The 20,259-nt window shown below is 59.5% G+C and carries 20 protein-coding genes and 1 pseudogene; 9 read left to right on the top strand and 12 right to left on the bottom strand.

The window, feature by feature from the left end; translation table 11 throughout:
• Window positions 1-416 (top strand): annotated as a pseudogene (locus tag ACIF4X_RS16560) (DNA recombination/repair protein RecA); the annotation flags it as partial.
• A gap of 8 nt (window positions 417-424) precedes the next feature.
• Entirely contained in the window at window positions 425-895 is a 471-nt protein-coding gene (recX, locus tag ACIF4X_RS16555) for a recombination regulator RecX (protein ID WP_007908744.1), read from the top strand.
• Window positions 896-950: 55 nt separating this feature from the next.
• Here recX and ACIF4X_RS16550 read toward each other — a convergent pair whose 3' ends face one another.
• Window positions 951-2,069, bottom strand: a complete 1,119-nt coding sequence (locus ACIF4X_RS16550) for a TIGR00730 family Rossman fold protein (RefSeq protein ID WP_397482955.1) — start codon at window positions 2,067-2,069, stop codon at window positions 951-953.
• A 336-nt stretch (window positions 2,070-2,405) separates the two neighbouring features.
• On the opposite strand from ACIF4X_RS16550, the gene ACIF4X_RS16545 reads away from it, so the two are divergent.
• On the top strand, window positions 2,406-2,600 hold the full coding sequence (locus ACIF4X_RS16545) for a hypothetical protein (protein WP_003222272.1): 195 nt from the start codon (window positions 2,406-2,408) through the stop codon (window positions 2,598-2,600).
• Here the strand turns inward: ACIF4X_RS16545 and ACIF4X_RS16540 are convergent, their stop codons facing one another.
• The gene (locus ACIF4X_RS16540; protein ID WP_016985722.1) at window positions 2,601-3,026 is read right to left on the bottom strand and encodes a PA3611 family quorum-sensing-regulated virulence factor; all 426 of its coding nucleotides are present in this window, start codon (window positions 3,024-3,026) and stop codon (window positions 2,601-2,603) included.
• 189 nt (window positions 3,027-3,215) lie between these two features.
• Here ACIF4X_RS16540 and ACIF4X_RS16535 point away from each other — a divergent pair, with 189 nt between their 5' ends.
• From ACIF4X_RS16535 to ACIF4X_RS16525, 3 genes are all read left to right on the top strand, one after another.
• Complete coding sequence (locus ACIF4X_RS16535; protein WP_397482954.1) at window positions 3,216-3,962, top strand: tRNA-uridine aminocarboxypropyltransferase; 747 nt, start codon at window positions 3,216-3,218, stop codon at window positions 3,960-3,962.
• Window positions 3,963-4,185: 223 nt separating this feature from the next.
• Window positions 4,186-4,836 carry a response regulator transcription factor ErdR gene (erdR, locus tag ACIF4X_RS16530; RefSeq protein ID WP_397482953.1) on the top strand — a complete coding sequence of 217 codons (651 nt, stop codon included), beginning with the start codon at window positions 4,186-4,188 and terminating at the stop codon, window positions 4,834-4,836.
• A 74-nt stretch (window positions 4,837-4,910) separates the two neighbouring features.
• Window positions 4,911-5,273: a diacylglycerol kinase gene (locus ACIF4X_RS16525; RefSeq protein WP_039771303.1), complete on the top strand. Its 363-nt coding sequence runs from the start codon at window positions 4,911-4,913 to the stop codon at window positions 5,271-5,273.
• Here ACIF4X_RS16525 and ACIF4X_RS16520 read toward each other — a convergent pair.
• Window positions 5,270-6,196 (bottom strand): LysR family transcriptional regulator, encoded by a 927-nt coding sequence (locus tag ACIF4X_RS16520; protein ID WP_397482952.1) that lies wholly within the window; start codon window positions 6,194-6,196, stop codon window positions 5,270-5,272. The genes ACIF4X_RS16525 and ACIF4X_RS16520 overlap by 4 nt on opposite strands.
• Window positions 6,197-6,329: 133 nt before the next feature.
• On the opposite strand from ACIF4X_RS16520, the gene fpr reads away from it, so the two are divergent.
• Window positions 6,330-7,109, top strand: a complete 780-nt coding sequence (gene fpr, locus ACIF4X_RS16515) for a ferredoxin-NADP reductase (protein ID WP_007908723.1) — start codon at window positions 6,330-6,332, stop codon at window positions 7,107-7,109.
• Between the two features lie 164 nt (window positions 7,110-7,273).
• Here fpr and tsaA read toward each other — a convergent pair whose 3' ends face one another.
• The 6 genes from tsaA to rimO all read right to left on the bottom strand — a co-directional run bounded on the left by tsaA (window position 7,274) and on the right by rimO (window position 12,625).
• Window positions 7,274-7,972: a tRNA (N6-threonylcarbamoyladenosine(37)-N6)-methyltransferase TrmO gene (tsaA, locus tag ACIF4X_RS16510; protein WP_397482951.1), complete on the bottom strand. Its 699-nt coding sequence runs from the start codon at window positions 7,970-7,972 to the stop codon at window positions 7,274-7,276.
• Window positions 7,973-8,156: 184 nt separating this feature from the next.
• Complete coding sequence (locus ACIF4X_RS16505) at window positions 8,157-8,927, bottom strand: SDR family oxidoreductase (protein WP_093436415.1); 771 nt, start codon at window positions 8,925-8,927, stop codon at window positions 8,157-8,159.
• Window positions 8,928-9,055: 128 nt separating this feature from the next.
• On the bottom strand, window positions 9,056-9,526 hold the full coding sequence (locus ACIF4X_RS16500) for a DUF1456 family protein (protein WP_371042717.1): 471 nt from the start codon (window positions 9,524-9,526) through the stop codon (window positions 9,056-9,058).
• Between the two features lie 72 nt (window positions 9,527-9,598).
• Window positions 9,599-10,309 (bottom strand): rRNA pseudouridine synthase, encoded by a 711-nt coding sequence (locus ACIF4X_RS16495; protein WP_095119232.1) that lies wholly within the window; start codon window positions 10,307-10,309, stop codon window positions 9,599-9,601.
• 189 nt (window positions 10,310-10,498) lie between these two features.
• The gene (locus ACIF4X_RS16490) at window positions 10,499-10,972 is read right to left on the bottom strand and encodes a GNAT family N-acetyltransferase (protein ID WP_397482950.1); all 474 of its coding nucleotides are present in this window, start codon (window positions 10,970-10,972) and stop codon (window positions 10,499-10,501) included.
• A gap of 315 nt (window positions 10,973-11,287) precedes the next feature.
• Entirely contained in the window at window positions 11,288-12,625 is a 1,338-nt protein-coding gene (rimO, locus tag ACIF4X_RS16485) for a 30S ribosomal protein S12 methylthiotransferase RimO (RefSeq protein ID WP_397482949.1), read from the bottom strand.
• Window positions 12,626-12,974: 349 nt separating this feature from the next.
• On the opposite strand from rimO, the gene ACIF4X_RS16480 reads away from it, so the two are divergent.
• On the top strand, window positions 12,975-14,816 hold the full coding sequence (locus ACIF4X_RS16480; RefSeq protein WP_397483008.1) for a potassium transporter Kup: 1,842 nt from the start codon (window positions 12,975-12,977) through the stop codon (window positions 14,814-14,816).
• Window positions 14,817-14,978: 162 nt separating this feature from the next.
• Here the strand turns inward: ACIF4X_RS16480 and ACIF4X_RS16475 are convergent, their stop codons facing one another.
• On the bottom strand, window positions 14,979-15,290 hold the full coding sequence (locus ACIF4X_RS16475; protein WP_397482948.1) for a DUF3077 domain-containing protein: 312 nt from the start codon (window positions 15,288-15,290) through the stop codon (window positions 14,979-14,981).
• A 404-nt stretch (window positions 15,291-15,694) separates the two neighbouring features.
• Here ACIF4X_RS16475 and ACIF4X_RS16470 point away from each other — a divergent pair, with 404 nt between their 5' ends.
• Window positions 15,695-15,841, top strand: coding sequence for a hypothetical protein (locus tag ACIF4X_RS16470; RefSeq protein ID WP_397482947.1), 147 nt, complete (start codon window positions 15,695-15,697; stop codon window positions 15,839-15,841).
• Between the two features lie 212 nt (window positions 15,842-16,053).
• On the opposite strand, the gene ACIF4X_RS16465 is transcribed toward ACIF4X_RS16470, so the two are convergent.
• Both ACIF4X_RS16465 and mprF read right to left on the bottom strand, forming a co-directional pair.
• Window positions 16,054-17,349, bottom strand: a complete 1,296-nt coding sequence (locus tag ACIF4X_RS16465; protein WP_397482946.1) for an AcvB/VirJ family lysyl-phosphatidylglycerol hydrolase — start codon at window positions 17,347-17,349, stop codon at window positions 16,054-16,056.
• Entirely contained in the window at window positions 17,349-19,988 is a 2,640-nt protein-coding gene (gene mprF, locus ACIF4X_RS16460; protein ID WP_397482945.1) for a bifunctional lysylphosphatidylglycerol flippase/synthetase MprF, read from the bottom strand. Before mprF ends, ACIF4X_RS16465 begins: the two co-directional genes overlap by 1 nt.
• Window positions 19,989-20,259 lie beyond the last annotated feature (271 nt).

The following is a 20,259-nucleotide window of genomic DNA, read 5'->3' as shown; positions in this document are numbered from 1 at the left end:
TGAAGTTCTTCGCTTCGGTTCGTCTCGACATCCGCCGTACCGGCGCGGTGAAGGAAGGCGACGAAGTGGTCGGTAGCGAAACCCGCGTCAAGGTTGTGAAGAACAAGGTCGCTTCGCCGTTCCGTCAGGCCGAGTTCCAAATTCTTTACGGCAAGGGCATCTACCTCAACGGCGAGATGATCGACCTAGGCGTGCTGCACGGTTTCGTCGAGAAGTCCGGCGCCTGGTACGCCTATGAAGGCACCAAGATCGGTCAGGGCAAGGCCAACTCGGCCAAGTTCCTGGCAGACAACCCGGAAATCGCCGCGAAGCTCGAGAAGCAACTGCGTGACAAACTGCTGACGCCTACAGTGATCGACTCCAAGGCCTCTGCAGTCAAAGAGACTGCAGACGACCTCGCCGACGCTGATATCTGATTGCAGCGATGACCACCGCCGTACTCGATACCCTCGTCGCGGTGCGGCGAACTGCCATGGACCTGCTCGCACGCCGCGAGCACGGTCGAGTCGAGCTGACGCGCAAACTGCGTCAGCGCGGCGCTGAGGCGGAGATGATCGAAACAGCCCTCGACCGTTTAACGGAAGAAGGGCTGCTTTCCGAAGCCCGTTACCTTGAAAGCTTTGTTTCCTACCGTGCCCGTTCCGGCTATGGCCCTTTGCGGATTCGCGAGGAGCTGAGCCAACGCGGTTTGCAACGCGCGGATATCGAACTCGCCCTGCGCGAAAGCGGTATCAGTTGGCAGGAGCAACTGCAGGAAACGTGGCAACGCAAGTTCTCCGGGCATTTGCCGATTGATGCGAAAGAGCGGGCCAAGCAAGGCCGTTTCCTGGCGTATCGAGGCTTTTCGATGGAGATGATCAACCGCTTGTTCAGCGGTCGCGGCATGGACGATTAAAACGATTCAACAAAAACGGCCCGCTATGAAAATAGCGGGCCGTTTTTTTTTGCCTTCAAATTACCTTTGAAGGTTCGCGCGTGAGTTCCACTGTTCGCGGTCTGGAGTCAGCCCAGTTTTCCGGCAGGTTGATGTAATCGATCAACTCCCTCAGGCGCCCGTGAGTGCGGGCATTGAAGGCGAAGGCCAGCCGCGCCAGATGGCTGAACTGCGCTTCATCGTGTTCCTCGCCGTTGTAGGCGTGTTGATGAAACTGGTCGCTCAGGCACAGATCGGCGAACGCTTCCTGCATATGCGCCAGCGACTGATCGCTGAGCTTGTGGTGCATGCGGATGACGAACTGGCGCTTGAGCCAGCGGCTGGAGTGAAAGTTACTGTAGAACTGATTGATCTGTTCTACCGCCTCTTCGACGCTGTAAACCAGGCGCATCAATTTCATGTCAGTTGGCAGGATGTAACGGTTGTCCTCCAATTGCTGGCGGATGAAATCCATCGCGCCTTGCCAGAAAGTACCGCCCGGCGCATCCAGCAACACCACCGGCACCAAGGGACTTTTACCGGTCTGGATCAGCGTGAGCACTTCCAGCGCTTCATCCAGCGTGCCGAACCCGCCGGGGCATAAAACCAGTGCGTCAGCCTCCTTGACGAAGAACAGTTTGCGCGTGAAAAAGAAGTGGAACGGCAGCAGATTGCCGGTGCCGTCGACGGTCGGGTTGGCATGCTGTTCGAAGGGCAGGGTAATGTTGAACCCGAGGCTGTGATCACGCCCGGCACCTTCGTGCGCGGCGGCCATGATGCCGCCCCCGGCGCCGGTGATAACCATCATGTCCGAACGCGTCAGAGCCGCGCCGAGTTCACGGGCCATGGCATACAGAGGATGTTCGACCGGCGTGCGCGCCGAGCCGAATACGGTGACTTTACGACGGTCCTTGAACTGCTCCAGCACCCGAAATGCCTGCTCCAGTTCGCGCAGGGCTTGCAGGGTGATCTTGGCATTCCAGCGGTTGTGGTCTTCCTGGGCCATGCGCAGCACGGTCAGGATCATGTCGCGGTAGATGGGGATATTCGGGCTATTGGGGGAAACGCGGTTGAGTTGTGCTTCGACCTGGCTGATGAGGTCGGGACCGCTTTCCTGAAAATGACGGCTCAAGAGGTCATTCGGTTGGTAAGGCATTCAACGTCTCCTTCTGCACAGAGCGGTTGGCCCTGACGAGCGGCGTCAGTGCCGCGCTGCAAAAAACACACGACCGGCAGTTCCTTGTCTGCCGTTGAAAAGTGATCGGGAATACTCTGAATCTAGACCCTTGCGCGCATTTGCGCTGGATTGATCATTGCGCCGCAACGTTTTGGCTGGCAACCGATTATTGATTTTCAGCCAGTTCTTTCACCGCTCGTCCGAACGTGCGCCGAACAGTAAAGCCTCTGATTAACTAACTGACAGGCGCCGTACGACAACTTTGCGTGAAGGTGCACGCTATTCAAGGATTTGCGGGTGGCAAGGAGGCGGGACATGGCCAGAGTGATTCTGGAGATCGATACGCAGCTGTATCGAATGCTGAAAGCTTCAGCCGAGACCAATCAAGTCAGTCTCGAAGAGGAGTGCTGCCGCCGACTGGCAGGCGGCGAACGTCGTTCGCGCTATTTACAGGCGCTGGTGGCTGAACTGCGCGCCGAGGATGAACAGCGGCGCGCCAATTCGCGATAGTTACTTTTTCTTCGCCGGGGCCGCTTTCGGGCAATCCGATTCCTGGTAACTGGCGGAGCCGATCGCTTTGTTGGTTTTCACTTCAGTGAAGTCGTAACGCATGATCGCGCCCTTGGCCATCAGCTTGCGAAACGACGGGTTGTTGCACACTGACGCGCCCAACTGGAAATACACGGCTTTAGGGTCAGCGCGCATCTTGTCGGCGTGGCTCTTTTGTACGCTCAGGTGGTTGATCAACTGAGTGCCTTCAACGGTGAAGCCCTGATCAAGAATGTCTTCGCTGATGGCGCGTGGCGTGCCGACGCTGCTCTGGGCGGCGACATTGCGCAGCTCGCGGTTCAGATTCTGCTCACTCAGGGAGGCAGCCTGAGCGGTGAAGGACGACGCCAGCAGAATGGCAGCGGTGGGAACGATAAGGCGCAGCATGAAACTCTCCTGGTTCAGTGACTGGTGGTTCGACCAGCCACGTGACTGTGCGTTCAGTGGCGGCGAATTATAGGGGAGCCGGTCGGGAGGGTACAGGCTTGTGCCCGTTGCTCTGGTAAACTGCCGGCCTTTATTGCCCTGCCGAGTGTTGTTCGTGTCGAGTTTCCCTGTCTGCCGGCGTTGCCCGCGATGAAGCATGCCCCCAACGCCGTTGCCCGTCTGCGTGATCAACGCGAAGATGAGGGCATCAAGCCGATTCAGGCCCGTGGCTTTCGCTCCGAGCGCTGCCGCGATTGTCGGGTGATCATCAGCCATTGCCTGTGCGCCTGGCGGCCGAGTGTCGACACCCGTTCGGGCGTGTGCCTGATCATGACCGGCAAGGAAGTGTTCAAACCGAGCAACACCGGTTGGCTGATTGCCGACGTGGTGCGCGATAACCATGCGTTTATCTGGTCACGTACCGAGCCCGATCCGCAGATGCTCGCACTGCTCAACGACCCGCAATGGCAGCCGTACTTGGTGTTTCCCGGCGAATACGTCGAGCCGTCGAGAGTGACCAACACCGTCGCGATCGATAGCAGCAAGCGCCCGTTGTTCATTCTGCTGGATGCGACTTGGACCGAAGCGCGGAAGATTTTCCGCAAGAGCCCTTATTTCGACCGTTTGCCGATCCTCAGCCTGCTGCCCGATAAACTCTCGCGGTACCGCTTGCGCCGCTCGACCCGCAGTGAGCACTTGTGCACTGCCGAAGTCGCGGCACTGTGTCTGGAACTGGCCGGTGACAGTGACGCCGCCTCTGCGCTGGACGCCTATTTCGATGTGTTCAGCCAGCATTACCTCGGCGCCAAGCAGCAACTGGACATGAATGAATCGACGCCGGCCCACGCCGAGTTGTTGCCCTATATACGAAAGCCGCAGCCGGAGTTGGCCCGATAGTGGCCCATACTGTACAAGCCAGCGGCCGTGCTGCTTGACCACCCCGTCTTCGCTGGGCATGCTTGGCGCCGATTAGGGTGCGGCCAAGGTTTGAAACGCCGTGTTTGCTGTTGATTGGCGTTGAACGTGCCCCTGTGGATACCGCTTTCAAGCGGCATCTTGAGTTGCTTTGGCCAGACCGGAATGCGCCGGGTCTGCCATGAAAAACAGGATCATTTGAAAAATGGCCACATACGACATCCTGATTGCCGATGATCACCCTCTGTTTCGTAGTGCTCTGCATCAAGCGGTGACGCTGGGCCTTGGCCCGGATGTGCGTTTGGTAGAAGTGGCGAGCATCGCCGAGCTGGAATCTCGCCTGACCGAAAAGGCTGACTGGGATCTGGTCCTGCTGGACCTGAACATGCCCGGCGCTTTCGGGTTTTCCGGATTGGTCATGCTGCGCGGCCAATATCCGCAGATTCCGGTGGTGATGGTTTCGGCTCAGGAAGAAGCCTCGGTGATGGTCAAATCCCGTGAGTTCGGCGCCAGTGGTTTTATTCCCAAGTCCAGCGACCTCAGCGTGATTCAGCAAGCCGTGCGCAAAGTGCTCGATGGCGATGTGTTCTGGCCGCCGCAGGCGTTCGAAGCGGTTGCTGTTTCCGATGAAGCCAAAGCCGCCAGCGACGGCCTCGCCAGCCTGACCCCGCAGCAGTTTCGCGTGTTGACCATGGTCTGCGAAGGCCTGCTGAACAAGCAGATTGCCTACGAGCTGAGTGTGTCCGAGGCGACCATCAAAGCCCACGTCACGGCGATCTTTCGCAAGCTGAATGTGCGCACCCGCACGCAAGCGGCTTTACTGCTGCAACAACTTGAGTCAATTCCGAGCCAATAAAGGCTGGCGTCTTCACGCTTTTTTGACTTTTGTTGATCTAGCTTTCCCACTCCTTTTTGGTTGGTTTCTACTTTATGTCACCTTTCAAGGGCCAGACCGGCCTGAAACGTATCCTCAATGCCTCCGGTTATTCGCTGGACGGCCTGCGTGCAGCTTTCACCGGTGAAGCGGCATTTCGCCAATTGGTACTGCTCAATGTGGTGCTGATTCCGCTGACGTTCTTTCTTGATGTCAGCCGTGTGGAACAAGCGCTGTTGATCGCGGTGTGCCTGTTGGCGCTGATCGTCGAGTTGCTGAATTCGGCGGTGGAAGCGGCCATCGACCGTATCTCGCTGGAACTGCACCCGCTGTCGAAGAACGCCAAGGACATGGGCAGCGCCGCGCAATTTGTCGCACTGAGCATGATCGCACTGGTGTGGGCAGTGATTCTGCTCTAAGCGATTGTCGGCAAGACGATCTCGTCGCTGCGCTGCACCCCGGCGGTGAAAGCGCGGCACAGGTCGAGAAACTCGCGCATGGCGGAAGTCTGATACTTCTGCTTGTGCCAGATGAAGTAGAACTGTCGCGCCAGATCCAGATCCGGCGTTTCCACCGGCACCAGACTGCCGCGCCGGAACGCATCGCGCAGCGCCAGTCGCGAGATGCAGCCAATCCCCAGCCCTGATTCCACCGCGCGTTTGATCGCCTCGGTGTGTTCCAGCTCCAGACGGATATTCAGCGCGCTGCGATGGTGCCGCATGGCCTGATCGAAGGTCAGCCGCGTGCCGGAACCCTGTTCGCGCAGAATCCACGCTTCGTGAGTCAATTCTTCCATGGTCGCGCTGCCGCGTTGCGCCAGCGGATGCTGCGGCGCACAGAACACCACCAGTTCATCCTCGACCCAGCTCTGCACTTCGATGTCCGGGTGACTGCAATCGCCTTCGATTAGACCCAGATCAATTTCGTAATGGGCGACTTGCTGCACGATATTGGCAGTGTTCTGCACGTGCAGCTTCACCTGACTTTCCGGGTGACGCTGCATGAAACTGCCGATCAGCAGCGTCGCCAGATAATTGCCGATCGTCAGCGTGGCGCCGACCGACAGTGAGCCGAAACCGGATTTGCCGTTGAGCAGGTCTTCGATTTCCTTGGCCTGATCGAGCACGGCCACCGCCTGCGGCAACAGCTGTTTGCCGAGGGCGTTGAGACTCAGCCGTTTGCCGGCGCGGTCGAACAGTTGGCAGCTGGATTGGCGCTCGAGTTCGGTGATCGAGGTGCTGGCGGCCGACTGCGAGAGGTTGAGCAGACCCGCAGCACGGGATACGCTTTCCTGCTGGGCGACGGCGACGAAGACTTGCAGTTGACGGAGAGTAAATCGCATATCGATATAACCGATAACCCTTATCTTAATAATCCAGTTAACAGATATTGTCGTCGCTATTAGAATGCGATGCAATTGCGCACCGTCGCCTTCAAAAGCCAGCGCAGACCCAATCTCCAGGAGTCAAACGTACATGAGCAACATGAACCACGAGCGTGTCCTCAGTGTTCATCACTGGAACGACACTCTGTTCAGCTTCAAGTGCACCCGCGATCCGGGCCTGCGCTTCGAGAACGGTCAGTTCGTGATGATCGGCCTGCAACAGCCCAACGGCCGCCCGCTTATGCGCGCTTACTCGATCGCCAGTCCGAACTGGGAAGAGCATCTGGAGTTCTTCAGCATCAAGGTGCAGGACGGCCCGCTGACCTCGCAGCTGCAGCACTTGAAGGAAGGCGACGAGATCATCATCTCGAAGAAGCCTACCGGTACCCTGGTTCTCGACGACCTGAACCCGGGCAAGCACTTGTACCTGCTGAGCACCGGTACTGGCCTGGCGCCGTTCATGAGCGTGATTCAGGACCCGGAAACCTACGAGCGCTTCGAAAAAGTGATCCTGGTTCACGGTGTGCGTTACGTCAACGAAGTCGCCTACCGCGAATTCATCACCGAGCACCTGCCGCAGAACGAGTTCTTCGGCGAAGCGCTGCGTGACAAGCTGATCTACTACCCGACCGTGACCCGCGAGCCTTTCGAAAATCAGGGCCGTCTGACCGACCTGATGCGCAGCGGCAAGCTGTTCAGCGACATCGGTCTGCCACCGATCAACCCGCAGGACGACCGCGCGATGATCTGCGGCAGCCCGAGCATGCTCGACGAGACCAGCGAAGTGCTCGACAGCTTCGGCCTGAAGATCTCGGCGCGGATGCGCGAGCCGGGTGATTACCTGATCGAGCGAGCGTTCGTCGAGAAGTAAGCCCCACTGAAAAAGCCCCCATTGCCTTTGCAGGCATTGGGGCTTTTTTATGCCCACGACATTCACCTGTAGGAGCTGCCGCAGGCTGCGATCTTTTGATCTTGCTTTTGAAGAGCAAAATCAAAAGATCGCAGCCTGCGGCAGCTCCTACATTGGGCGCGGTTTCAGACCATGGCGGGAATGACTTCGAGCACGCGGATCTGCTCAGGCGTCGGGTAATGCCAGCGCACATCCAGATCCCAGAACTGTGCGCCGTACTCGCGTTCCGGCGCCGGGGTTTGATAGGCCGGACGCGGATCCTGAGCCAGACACTGTTCAATCAGCTCAACCAAGGGTTCGCCAAGGCGCTGAGCGTGTGTGTGCGCTTGTTTCAGCGCTGAGTCCGTCCACTGCACGTCAATCAACTGCGGCGCGGCGCTGGCAATGCTGTTGGCGGCTTCGGGGATGATGTCGGCGTAAGGCACGTAGGGTTTGATGTCGAGAACCGGCGTGCCGTCGAGCAAGTCGATGCCGGAGATGAACAGCCGATTGGCATCGACTTTGTCCAGTTTCACCACAGATTGGCCGATGCCGTTGGGACGGTGAGTCGCGCGGGTGGCGAACACGCCCATGGACTTGTTGCCGCCCAGGCGTGGTGGGCGGACTTTCAACCGTGGTTTTTCTTCCAGCGCTTGATGAAACAGGAACAGCAGCCAGACGTGACTGACCTGCTCCAGGCCTTGTACCGCGTCACCCTGATCGAACGGCGCCACCAGTTCCAGCACGCCACGGGCGGCGGGGGCCAGTTGTGGCTGGCGGGGGATGGCGAATTTCTCCTTGAAGCAGGAGCGCACGAAGCCGATGGGGGAGACGCTGTAAGTCATGGTTTGCATTCGAAGCGGGGCAGGGTGGGCATGATAACCCGGCGAGCTTCAAGTCTGGTGGTGGCCGGGCTGACGCCATCGCTGGCAAGCCAGCTCCCACAGGGTTCTCGAGTGGCTACATAATCCAAGTACACCACAAAAACCTGTGGGAGCTGGCTTGCCAGCGATAGCTGCACCGCCGATCTCAGAGACTGAACCCACCATCCAGCGGAATAATATTCCCGGTCATATAAGCCCCTGCCGTACTCGCCAGACTGATCGCCAACGCCGCCATTTCTTCCTCACGCCCCCAGCGCTTCATCGGGATCAGCGCCGTATCCTCAGCCAACGCCTGCTGATCATTGCCAATATGCTGGGTCATCTTGCTCGGAAAGCGCCCCGGAGCGATCACGTTGACGTTGATGTGCTGGCTCACCAGTTCCCGCGCGAGAATGCGCGACAATTGATGCAAGGCGGCCTTGCTCGGTCCGTAGGCATACGCCTGCTCACCAAACGAAGAAATCCCCGCCACCGAACCAATGTTGATGATCCGCGCCGGATTCGCCGCCGAGCCGGCCTTGCGCAACAGCGGCAGAAACTGCTGGATGCAACTGAATACCGACGTCACGTTGAGCTGCATGACCTTCTCCCAGCCCTTCACTGGATAGCTTTCCAGCGGCGCGCCCCACGTGGTGCCGGCGTTGTTCACCAGAATATCCAGGTGAGTGATCTGCTCGCCCAGGCGCGCGGCCAGTTCCTGCACGCCTTCTTCCGTCGCCAGATTCGCCGCCACGCCGTGGCACTTGCCCAAGGCGCTGAGCTCTTCAGCCGTTTGATGGCAGGCCTCGGCATCGCGCGAGCAGACATAGACGCGTGCGCCAGCCTCGACAAAGGCTTTGGCGATCATTTTGCCGATACCACGAGTGCCGCCGGTCACCAGAGCGGTGCGGCCTTGCAGGGAGAAATACGGATGCATGGCGAGTCCTGAGGATTAGGGATCAGTACACCCTAGTCGTCAGCCGCGAAAAGCGGAGCCACTATTTTCGGAGGGAATGAACGGTCATGCGCTGCGGTGGCGACCATCGGTCGCCACCGCAGGGGGGATCAGGCCGGGCGAACGCGCAGGGTCAGGCCCTTGAGGAAGTTACGCAGCAACTGGTCGCCGCACGGACGGTAGTTGGTATGGCCGACCTTGCGGAACAGCGCGCTCAGCTCAGGCTTGGACACCGGGAACTCGGCGGCCTTGAGGATCGCGTGCATGTCGTCTTCCTTCAGTTCGAAGGCCACGCGCAGCTTTTTCAGGATGATGTTGTTGGTCACTGGCACTTCGATCGGCTGCGGCGGACGGCTTTCGTCTTTACCGCGCTTGAAGATCACCAGGCCGTCGAGGAAATGCGCGATGACTTCGTCCGGGCAGCGCACGAAACCTTCTTCGTCTTCTTCTTTCTTGTCGAGCCAGGTCAGCACGTCAGCGAGTGCGACTTCCATGCCGCCGAGCTTGATGATCTCGACAACCTTTTTGTCGCTGATGTCGAGCATGTAGCGCACGCTGCGCAATACGTCGTTATGAATCATGTGAGTCATCCTGATAAGCGTTGTGGGCAGCACGCGGGCGTGCTGCCGGAATGTGTGGCGGCAGTGGAAGTCTTAGAACTTCTCTTTGCCGGACAGGTAGCGCCATTGGCCGACCGGGACCTTGCCGATCGAGACGCCGCCGATGCGGATGCGGCGGATGCCGATGACCTTCAGGCCGACCGCCTCGCAGAACTGGGCGATGATGCCGGGCTGCGGATTTTTCATGGCGAAGCGCAGGCGGTTTTCGTTCTGCCAGCTGGCCTTGACCGGCGGCAGCTCCTTGCCCTTGTGCGTCAGGCCGTGCTGCAGACGGTTGAGGCCGTGGGCGACCATGTCACCTTCGACTTCGACCACATATTCCTGCTCGATCTTCGCGGCGTCGGCGGTGAGCTTGCGCAGGATTTTCCAGTCCTGGGTGAACACCAGCAGGCCGCTGGCCTTGGCTTGCAGGTCAGCGCTGGCGGTCAGGCGCAGGAAGTGCCCGCGCAGAGGGCGTTTGCTGAATCGGTGTTCTTCGCTGAGGGTTTCGGCGCTCAGCGATTGCATGGCGGTTTCAACGTCCATGCCGGCAGGCGCGTTGAGCAGGATGGTCACCGGCTCCGGCGCAGTGGCCTTGGCGTCCTTGTCGAGCTCGACCTTCTGCTCGCCGACCTTGAATTGCGGCTCGTCAATCACTTCGCCGTCCACGGTGACCCAGCCGCCCTCGATGAACAGCTCGGCCTCCCGGCGGGAGCAACCGACCAGTTCAATGAGGCGTTTGGAGAGGCGAATCGGGTCAGTCATGACAGGGCCGTAACAAAAAAGGGGTGGGCATTGTACCTGTGTGGCGCCGGTTAAGCCCGGTTCCATTTACAGGCTGTTCGCTTTACCTGTGGGAGCTGGCTTGCCAGCGATGGCATCACCTCGGTATTTCTTGCGGACCGCAGCGCCCGCATCGCTGGCAAGCCAGCTCCCACGGGGTCTTATGGTGTGTCAGCCGTTGCTTGAGCGTTGTTGGGTCTGGCGCAAGCGCATGTGCAGCAACGGATACGGCTGGCCCATGCCATCCACCTCCGAGCGGCCGATCACTTCAAAACCCTGCTTGAAGTAGAACCCCAGCGCTTGCGGGTTCTGCTCATTGACGTCGAGTTCATCGGCGTTCAAATGCTGCATCGCGTAGTTGAGCAGTTTCTTGCCCAAACCCTGACCGCGATGGTCAGGATCGATGAACAACATTTCAATCTTGCCCGCCGCAACCCCGGCAAACCCGGTGATGCGTTGGTCGGCGTTCTTGGTGCAGATCAGCATCACCGCATCGAGATAGCGGGTGAGCACCAGATTGCGCAGCAGCTCGATGTAGCTGTCCGGCAGAAAATCATGGGTCGCGCGAACCGAGGCCTCCCAGACCCGGGTCAGTTCCTGATAATCGCTGAGTTTCGGCGTGTGGATGACCGAATGGTGACGCATGCCCGTTGGCCTCTTGTTTGTTTCAAGGGAGTCCGTCCCCGGTAAACGATAGCCGTAAAAAAGCCCCGCATCTTGTAAAAAGAGTGGGGCTTTTTGTAATTGTTGCGGTGTCTGGGTGGATACTTCTGTCGCCAGCAAGATCTCTCTCCCTCACCCCAACCCTCTCCCCCAGAGGGGGCGAGGGGGAAGGGAGCAGATCTTCATGCTGTTCAAACCTGAGTTCCACCGGATAGCTCAGGTCGATGTACCTCGAAAGAACAACACGGTCAGCTCCCTCTCCCTCTGGGAGAGGGCTGGGGTGAGGGGCTTTTGACCTTAGATCTGCTCAGCCCACAGATCATATTCGTCAGCGTCAGTCACCTTGCACCAGACCTTGTCGCCCGGCTTCAGATTGCTGCCGTTATCAATAAACACGTTGCCATCGATTTCCGGGGCGTCGAAGAAGCAGCGGCCAACCGCGCCTTGCTCGTCGACTTCGTCCACCAGCACTTCGATTTCACGGCCGATGCGCATTTGCAGGCGTGCCGAGCTGATCGCTTGCTGGTGCGCCATGAAACGATCCCAACGATCCTGCTTGACGTCGTCCGGAACGATCTCCAGATCCAGATCATTGGCGGGCGCGCCTTTAACCGGCGAGTACTGGAAGCAGCCGACGCGGTCAAGCTGGGCTTCGGTCAGCCAGTTCAGCAGGTACTGGAAATCTTCTTCGGTTTCGCCCGGGAAACCGACGATGAAGGTCGAACGGATGATCAGGTCCGGGCAGATTTCACGCCAGTTCTTGATGCGCGCCAGGGTCTTGTCTTCGAACGCCGGGCGTTTCATCGACTTCAACACTTTCGGGCTGGCGTGCTGGAACGGGATGTCCAGGTACGGCAGGATCTTGCCGGCGGCCATCAACGGGATCAGCTCATCAACGTGCGGGTACGGGTAAACGTAGTGCAGACGGACCCAGACGCCGAGGGTGCTCAGCGCTTCGCAGAGTTCGGTCATGCGGGTTTTCACCGGCGCGCCGTTCCAGAAACCGGTTCGGTACTTCACGTCGACGCCGTAAGCGCTGGTGTCTTGCGAAATCACCAGCAACTCTTTAACGCCGGATTTGACCAGACGCTGAGCTTCGTCGAGCACATCGCCCACCGGACGGCTGACCAGTTTGCCGCGCATCGACGGGATGATGCAGAAGCTGCAGCTGTGGTTGCAGCCTTCGGAAATCTTCAGATACGCATAGTGGCGCGGGGTCAGCTTGATACCTTGCGGCGGTACCAGGTCGATCAGCGGGTTGTGATCCTTACGCGGCGGCACCACTTCGTGCACAGCGTTGACCACTTGCTCGTACTGCTGCGGACCGGTCACGGCCAGCACGCTCGGGTGGACGTTGCGGATGTTGCCTTCTTCCACGCCCATGCAGCCGGTGACGATCACCTTGCCGTTTTCCTTGATCGCTTCGCCGATCACTTCCAAAGACTCAGCCTTGGCCGAATCGATGAAACCGCAGGTGTTGACGACCACAACGTCGGCGTCCTGATAGGTGGACACCACGTCATAGCCTTCCATGCGCAGCTGGGTCAGGATGCGCTCGGAGTCGACCAGTGCTTTCGGGCAACCCAGAGATACAAAGCCAACCTTTGGATTGGCCGGCGCAGGAGTGGTGGACATGTCTAACCTCGGTATTTTGTGACATCGCTTTCTTGATGCGAAAGCCGACGGACGGGCGCTTAGGGCGCGCCTCTGATCAAAAAGTGCGCAATTCTAGCGGCGAGGAGCGCACTTGACCAGCTTTATGCCGGGAAATACGACGAGTGCTGCGCTATGCTTCGCGCCGTTGAGCTTTACCAATTTTTTACAGTCAACAAAACGTCTGTAACAACAGGTAAAACAGCGCATGCTGCACCACAAAGCATAGTGCTTCATTCAAAGAAGCCGGTTCTAAAATCAGGAGTGTTGGATGGGTCAGGCAAGTAGTCATGCGGCAGGCGCCGAGGGTTCGGCCTCCAAGCCGCTGAGCATGCTGGTCGCGGCGGTCGGGGTAGTTTACGGCGACATCGGCACGAGCCCGTTGTACACCCTTAAAGAAGTGTTTTCCGGCGGTTACGGCGTACCGGTCAACCACGACGGCGTGCTGGGCATTCTGTCGTTGATCTTTTGGTCGCTGATCTGGGTCGTGTCGATCAAATACATGATGTTCGTGCTGCGCGCCGACAACCAGGGCGAGGGCGGCATCATGGCGCTCACCGCACTGGCGCGGCGGGCGGCGGGGCATCGCAAGAAGCTGCGATCGTTGCTGGTGGTGTGCGGGCTGATCGGCGCGGCGCTGTTTTATGGCGACAGCATGATCACCCCGGCGATTTCCGTGTTGTCGGCGATTGAAGGTCTGGGGTTGGCATTCGATGGCATCGACCATTGGGTGGTGCCGTTGTCGCTGGTGGTGCTGGTCGGGTTGTTCCTGATTCAGAGCCATGGCACCGCGCGAATCGGCATCCTGTTCGGGCCGATCATGGTCACCTGGTTCCTCGTCCTCGGCGCCCTCGGTGTGTATGGCATCAGCCACACCCCGGAAGTGCTGCATGCGATGAATCCTGCTTGGGCGGTGCGCTTCTTCACTGTGCACCCAGGCATGGGCGTGGCCATCCTCGGCGCCGTGGTGCTGGCGCTGACCGGTGCCGAAGCACTGTATGCCGACATGGGCCACTTCGGCCGCAAGCCGATTGCCCGCGCGTGGTTTATCCTGGTATTGCCGGCGCTGGTGCTTAACTACTTCGGTCAGGGCGCCTTGCTGCTGGAAAACCCCGAGGCGGCGCGTAACCCGTTCTATCTGCTGGCACCGAGTTGGGCATTGATTCCGCTGGTCGGCCTGTCGACGTTGGCCACGGTGATCGCCTCGCAAGCGGTGATTTCCGGTGCGTTCTCCCTGACCCGTCAGGCGATTCAGCTCGGATACATCCCGCGCATGTACATCCAGCACACCTCCAGCGATGAGCAGGGCCAGATCTACATCGGCGCGGTGAACTGGGCGCTGATGGTTGGCGTTGTGCTGCTGGTGCTTGGCTTCGAATCCTCCGGCGCACTGGCTTCGGCCTACGGCGTGGCGGTGACTGGCACCATGCTGATGACCACCATTCTGGTGTCGGCGGTGATGCTGCTGCTGTGGAAATGGCCGCCGATCCTTGCGGTGCCGGTGCTGATCGGCTTCCTGCTGGTGGACGGTCTGTATTTCGCCGCCAACGTGCCGAAGATCGTTCAGGGCGGTGCGTTCCCGGTGATCGCCGGTATTGCGCTGTTCGTGCTGATGACCACGTGGAAGCGCGGCAAGCAATTGCTGGTCGAACGCCTCGACGAAGGCGCGCTGCCGCTGCCGATTTTCATCAGCAGCATCCGTGTGCAACCGCCGCATCGGGTGCAGGGCACCGCCGTTTTCCTGACAGCGCGCTCCGACGCCGTGCCGCATGCGCTGTTGCACAACCTGCTGCACAACCAGGTGCTGCATGAACAGGTGGTGTTGCTGACGGTGGTCTACGAAGACATCCCGCGTGTACCGCCATCGCGACGTTTCGAAGTCGAGGCCCACGGCGAAGGCTTCTTCCGGGTGATCCTGCACTTTGGTTTCACCGACGAGCCGGACGTGCCTCAGGCGCTGAAGTTGTGTCATCTGGATGATCTGGATTTCAGCCCGATGCGCACCACCTACTTCCTCAGCCGCGAAACGGTGATTGCCTCGAAGCTTGAGGGCATGGCGCGTTGGCGTGAAGCGCTGTTTGCGTTCATGTTGAAGAATGCCAATGGCAATTTGCGGTTCTTCAATCTGCCGCTGAACCGGGTGATTGAGTTGGGGACGCAGGTGGAGATGTAAGCCTCGCCTCAACTGAAAAGCCCTCGTTGGCCTAGTGGCTGGCGGGGGCTTTTTTGTGGGCGGCAACTTCAGATCAAAAGATCGCAGCCTTCGGCAGCTCCTACATGGAATGCGAAACCTGTAGGAGCTGCCGAAGGCTGCGATCTTTTGATCTTCAAACCCCTACAAGCTTTCAGGCATCTCTGCTTCAGACTCGGTCTTCGTCCGCGCAGGTCGTGGGATCAGCGCTTGGATCACATCATCAATCAAGGCCTTGCCCATCACCGTCAGGTAATGCGCAGCCCAGGCATGGCGGTCGGTGTCTCTGATGAAGGCAGCGTCCTCGGCGAAGGATTTGGCGAGGGACAGCAGGTCGGAGGATTGGGACAAGGCATCGATGATCGGGATGCCGGAGCGGACGTTGAAGAACGCTTGATCCGAGTTGTAGAGGAAAGGGGTGAAGCCGATGGTTTTAAGATCAGATGGATTGTTCATTGTCAGGTCCCTTGATTTCGAGAGCTGCCGCATCCGATACCAAGCGAATGGGTGGCAGCTGTGCGCAGGTTGGTAAACCGGGGAACCAAGGAAACCGGCACGCTCGAAAGCGTCCCACACACAGCTGCCATAACACAGGGGCTCGGACGGGATTTCGCCTGAGTCGTGTCGGGTGCGCTGTTGCGCCTTATTCCACCGGGTTACCAAGCCCGATCGCTGAATGGGTCAGCGACGTCCGGAGAGTATCCCGTCGAAAAACAGCGCAATAGAGCGGCACAGCGCCCGAACACGAGTTTCGGAGTTTGCCTACAAGGTCTGTGGGCGTCATCTGATATTGCGAGACTGGAAGTAAACGATACTAAACGTCTGACACGAACTGGCGTGTGCAAATGAGCGAGGCATGTATGACGGCATCATCGGAACAAGAAAAGCATGATGATCTCGAGAACCTTCGAATTGAAGCCGAAGCGATGGAACGATTGATCAACCTCGATCCGGCTCAAGTGATCAGCCATGACGATATGCGGGCAAAGTACGCCTGTGAGGATTGACGATTATTTGAATCCAGCGCAATTCCTCTGTGGGAGCGAGCCTGCTCGCGAAGGCGTAGTGTCAGTCGACGAATCTGTAAACTGACCCACCGCTTTCGCGAGCAGGCTCGCTCCCACAGGGGATTTCCCACAGGGGATTTTCGTGGCTGCTGGAATGTAAAAAGCCCCCGCAACTGCGAAGTTGCGGGGGCTTTTTATAGGCACGGCTCAGATCACTCTTCGGCGACCGAGTCCTTGCTCTGGCGCTTCTCGATCAAGTCCACCAAACGCTTGGCCAGCGCCGGGTAGTTCTCGTCGAAGTGATGGCCACCGGGCAGTTTCACGGCTTCGCCGACTGCAGTCTTGTCCGTGCAGCCGCTTTCATCGGTTTCTTCTTCGCCGTAGATGCACACAACCTTGGCCGCTGGCAGCTTGGCCATTTCCGGACCGGTGGCGGCTTCTTTGCCGGCGTTGCCCAACCAGCCCTCAACTTCGATTTCAAAGCTGCCGGTGCGGGCGAAGGCCAGCAGGATAATGGCGTCTACGCGTTGCTGCTCGGTGTCCGGCAGGCGGTTGTAGATCGCGGGCAACACGTCAGCACCGAACGAGTAACCGGTGAGGATGAAACGCTTGGTGCCCCATTTCTGCCGGTAGTGCTGCATCAGCTCGGTCAGGTCGAGTGCGCTTTGCTCCGGGCTCTTGTGCTGCCAGTAGTAGCGCAGGGTGTCGATGCCGACCACCGGATAGCCGATCTTGGCCATTTCACCGGCCACGTCGCGGTCGAGGTCGCGCCAGCCGCCGTCACCGGAGAGGAACAGGGTCACGGTGTCTTTCGCCTGGCCGGCCGGCACTTCAACCACCGGGATCGCCAGACCGCCGTTGGCCTTGTCGCCGCCGACGAGGATCTTGCGCAGTTCGTTGTTGAGCACTTGCGGCAGGTTGATGTCGTAGTCGCTGATGCTGGTTTCGGCGTTCGGTTGATCGCGCACGAAACCTGCGCTGGCGTCATCAGGGTTGTCGTTCCACGCCACCAGCCAATGGCCGTGGGCGGCAGATTTTGGCAGAAGGTGGGTGCAGCCACCTTTTTCCAGAGCGAGGTCGACGGAGATGGCTTGGGCCTTGTCGTCTTTCTGCTCCGACAACCAGCGCCAGGCCAGCACAGCACCTGGACCGATGCCGCTGACCAGCGTGGCCGGGCCATTCAGTTCACGCAGGCCCGATTGCAGGGCGCGGCTTTGCAGCAGGCAGTCCTTGGGCAGAATTACTTGAACGATCTGCGCCGAAGCGCTGCGGCTCAGGGTGGTCAGTTGTTTTTCACTGAGTTTCTGGTCGTCGTTGACGGCTACCAGCACCTGCGCCTTTGGCTTGGTGCCAGGAATGACGCGGGTCATGGCGGCGCCATCGGCCGGGGTCAGCTGTTCGACGGTCGGTTCCGGTGCCGGGCGTTTCAGGTACCAGTAACCGCCGCCGGCAATCACGGCCAGCACGATCAGTGCGGCCAGGATGTACTTCAGGGAGCGTTGAATCATCAGCGTTTCACCAATCCAGTCAAGCCGCCCGCGATCAGGGCAGCAGTGTCGGCCAGCGCCACCAGCGGATCGAGTCCGGCGGGCACGGCCATATAACGGGGTTCCCAGTCAGGCTGGAACTTGTCTTTGAAGCGGCGCAAGCCTTGGAAGTTGTACAGCTGCTCACCACGGCGGAAAACCATCGAGCCCAGACGCTGGGTCAGCGGTGCACCACGCCGGGGTTGCAACCCCGACAACGGCACCATGCCCAGGCTGAAACGCGCGTATCCGTGACTCTTATAATGTTGAATCAGGCCGACCATCATGAATTCCATGGTCAGCTTGGGGGCGTCCGGGTGCGCGCGCATCAGGTCGAGACTGGCCAGATCATGGCTGTAAGTCTCGAGCAGGTTGGCGAATGCCACCGGGCGCCCTTCGAAGCGAATCACCGCGATGCGGAAATGCTTCAGGTATTCGTCGCTGAAACGACCGAGGGAGAAACCTTTCTCACGCACGTTCTTGCCGGTCAACCAGGCATCGGAAATCACTTTCAGCTCGTCCATCGGCGCCTGACCCGGATCAAAGATCTCCAGCGACAAGCCATCGCGGGTGCCACGGTTCCAGGTGTAACGCAGATCCTTCATCTCCTTGCCCTTGGCTTCCAGGTCAAAGCGGTGCAGGTCGACCCGGGCTTCTTCGCCCAATTTGATCGCGGTCAGGCCGATGTCCATGTAGTAGGGCAGGTTCTCCGCGCGCACCTGGTAGAACACCGGGCGGGCGTGGTGAATGTCACAGAGGTCACGGAACTGCCAGATCATTTCCGCGCGTTGCTGGCCTGGGCCGATCGGGTCGTACAGCGCCACGAGGCTGCGGCCACGGCGTGCGTACATCAGGAACGCTTCGTCGTTCTGGTGAAACAGCAACGCCTTGTCTCCGGTCAGCGCGAGGCCGCCATCGGGTTGCGACGACGCCATCAGAATTTTCGCCGCGCGATCGAGCTCGTCAGGCGTCGGCAGGTGAATGACCGGGCGCGCGGTACGCAGCAGCCAGGTCAGCGCGATCACCAGCAGCAGGACGGCGGCGCCGAGCAGCGAACGCAGGCCACGTGGCGCGTCAGCGTCGAGGGTGAACTGCCACCACAGTTGATGGCTGTACGGTACGTCCTGATAGGCGAACAGCAGCAGCCACGTCGATGCACCCAGCACACAGAGACTGGCCACCAGATACAGCGGCGAAAAAGGCAGTTCGGTCAGGCGGCTCGGGCGATAGAACGAGCGACGGAACACACCGAGCAATGCCGCGGTGAGCGTCATCAGCGTTGCTTCTTCCCAGTCGAAGCCTTTAAGCAGCGAGAGCAGGGCGCCGACCAGCAACAGAATGGTGGTGAGCATCCATGCCGCCGACAGGCGACGACGCAAACCCTGGGCGAGCATCAGGCAGAGCACGCCGATCAGGCTGGCGCCGAAGTGCGAAGCGTCGACCAGACGATGCGGGATCAGAAAACCGATGTGCTCCAGACGTGTGTCGATCTCGGGAGTGGCGCCGGAAAACAGCAGCACCACGCCCGACAAGAACACCAGCACCGCCAGAATCGGCGCGGCCAGACCGGACGCCGCGCGCATGGTCTGAGTCTGAAACAGGCGCTGACCTTCATTGATCAGCAGGAATACGCAGGCGACCAGTAATGGCAACACTACATAGATCAGGCGATACAGCAGCAACGCTGCGGCCAGTGGTGCGGCACCGAGCTTGTCGGCGAAAGCGGCCAGCAGGATCGCTTCGAACACACCGACGCCGCCGGGTACGTGGCTGAGTACGCCGGCAGCCAATGCCAGCAGGTACACCAGCAGGAACGCACCAAACGGCGGCGCTTCCGGCAGCAACAGATAAAGAACAGTGGCGGCAGCCGCAACGTCGAGGGCGGTAATGATCAGTTGCAGGAACGTCAGGCGTCGACCCGGCAAGCGCAGCGTGCGGCGACCAACCCTGACCAGCAGGTTGTCGCGCAACGGTTGTTCCGGCAGGCGCCGACGGTAGATGCCGATGGCCAGTACTGTGCCAAGCAACAGCACGACAGCGGCGACGGTGCCGAGCAGGCCTTCGGACAAGCCCAGCGCCTGCGAGGCAGCAGGTAGGTCGCTCAGCGTTGCCAGTGCGGCCAGCGGCGGCAGGGCGCAGCCCAGCGACAGACTGGCGAACAAGGTCATGTGCGCGACTTCCGACGCCCCCAGACCTAAACGCGCATATAAACGGTAGCGAACCGAACCGCCGGACAGCAGCGACAGACCGATCGCATTGCCAATCGCAAACGCGGTGAAGCCGCCCAGCGCCAACGTGCGCGGCGGCAATGTCACGCCGGCATAACGGCTGGCCGACCATTCATAGCCCAGGAGAATAATGAAGCCGACCACGGTCGCACCGAAGGCGCCGAGCAGGGCGGGTTTCGGCACGTCGAGAATCGAGTCGTGCAACGCATCGAGGTCGAGTTCAGCGAGCAGATGGCGACAGGCGATCAGCGCAATGGCAAACAACAGCAGCGTGACCGCCAGACCGATGGGTTGCCGGTATTTGCTCAACCGATCCAGCAAGCGCAGGCGCTCGGGTTTGATCGGATGTTCCGCTGTGACGGTGTCTTGTGGATCAGACGAGTTGGCGCGCATCAATCACCTCTTGGATTGTGCGCGACAGGATGGAGGTATCCAGCCAAGTTACCAATCCCTGTAGAAAAAAATAATCACAAAATACTACGCCTCTCACCGGGTATCGGCGAGGGCAGTTCCTGGATTGCAGACGTCTTGCCTGCGACTCAAGCATAGTCGCAAGTCAGGACTTCTGAAGATCCCAAGCGGTTCACTGCACAGTGACAGATCATTGTTGCGAAAGGACTTTTTCAACAGATACAAAAAAGGCCACTCTTTCGAGTAGCCTTTT

The organism is Pseudomonas sp. NPDC085632 (assembly GCF_044541255.1).
Classification (GTDB): Bacteria; Pseudomonadota; Gammaproteobacteria; order Pseudomonadales; family Pseudomonadaceae; genus Aquipseudomonas.
The sequence above is the reverse complement of the archived record's forward strand: the minus strand, read 5'-3'. Positions and strand labels throughout refer to the sequence as shown.

Bases quoted from the DNA above. Each gene is read 5' to 3' on its own strand.
- ACIF4X_RS16545 (WP_003222272.1), top strand. From the start codon at position 2,406: ATGGCCAGAGTGATTCTGGAGATCGATACGCAGCTGTATCGAATGCTG.
- ACIF4X_RS16475 (WP_397482948.1), bottom strand. From the start codon at position 15,290: ATGAACAATCCATCTGATCTTAAAACCATCGGCTTCACCCCTTTCCTC.
- ACIF4X_RS16505 (WP_093436415.1), bottom strand. From the start codon at position 8,927: ATGCATCCGTATTTCTCCCTGCAAGGCCGCACCGCTCTGGTGACCGGC.
- ACIF4X_RS16480 (WP_397483008.1), top strand. From the start codon at position 12,975: ATGCTGGTCGCGGCGGTCGGGGTAGTTTACGGCGACATCGGCACGAGC.
- ACIF4X_RS16520 (WP_397482952.1), bottom strand. From the start codon at position 6,196: ATGCGATTTACTCTCCGTCAACTGCAAGTCTTCGTCGCCGTCGCCCAG.
- recX (WP_007908744.1), top strand. From the start codon at position 425: ATGACCACCGCCGTACTCGATACCCTCGTCGCGGTGCGGCGAACTGCC.
- ACIF4X_RS16495 (WP_095119232.1), bottom strand. From the start codon at position 10,309: ATGACTGACCCGATTCGCCTCTCCAAACGCCTCATTGAACTGGTCGGT.
- ACIF4X_RS16550 (WP_397482955.1), bottom strand. From the start codon at position 2,069: ATGCCTTACCAACCGAATGACCTCTTGAGCCGTCATTTTCAGGAAAGC.
- ACIF4X_RS16500 (WP_371042717.1), bottom strand. From the start codon at position 9,526: ATGATTCATAACGACGTATTGCGCAGCGTGCGCTACATGCTCGACATC.
- rimO (WP_397482949.1), bottom strand. From the start codon at position 12,625: ATGTCCACCACTCCTGCGCCGGCCAATCCAAAGGTTGGCTTTGTATCT.
- ACIF4X_RS16540 (WP_016985722.1), bottom strand. From the start codon at position 3,026: ATGCTGCGCCTTATCGTTCCCACCGCTGCCATTCTGCTGGCGTCGTCC.
- ACIF4X_RS16490 (WP_397482950.1), bottom strand. From the start codon at position 10,972: ATGCGTCACCATTCGGTCATCCACACGCCGAAACTCAGCGATTATCAG.
- ACIF4X_RS16470 (WP_397482947.1), top strand. From the start codon at position 15,695: ATGACGGCATCATCGGAACAAGAAAAGCATGATGATCTCGAGAACCTT.
- ACIF4X_RS16525 (WP_039771303.1), top strand. From the start codon at position 4,911: ATGTCACCTTTCAAGGGCCAGACCGGCCTGAAACGTATCCTCAATGCC.
- ACIF4X_RS16535 (WP_397482954.1), top strand. From the start codon at position 3,216: ATGAAGCATGCCCCCAACGCCGTTGCCCGTCTGCGTGATCAACGCGAA.
- mprF (WP_397482945.1), bottom strand. From the start codon at position 19,988: ATGCGCGCCAACTCGTCTGATCCACAAGACACCGTCACAGCGGAACAT.
- tsaA (WP_397482951.1), bottom strand. From the start codon at position 7,972: ATGACTTACAGCGTCTCCCCCATCGGCTTCGTGCGCTCCTGCTTCAAG.
- ACIF4X_RS16465 (WP_397482946.1), bottom strand. From the start codon at position 17,349: ATGATTCAACGCTCCCTGAAGTACATCCTGGCCGCACTGATCGTGCTG.
- fpr (WP_007908723.1), top strand. From the start codon at position 6,330: ATGAGCAACATGAACCACGAGCGTGTCCTCAGTGTTCATCACTGGAAC.
- erdR (WP_397482953.1), top strand. From the start codon at position 4,186: ATGGCCACATACGACATCCTGATTGCCGATGATCACCCTCTGTTTCGT.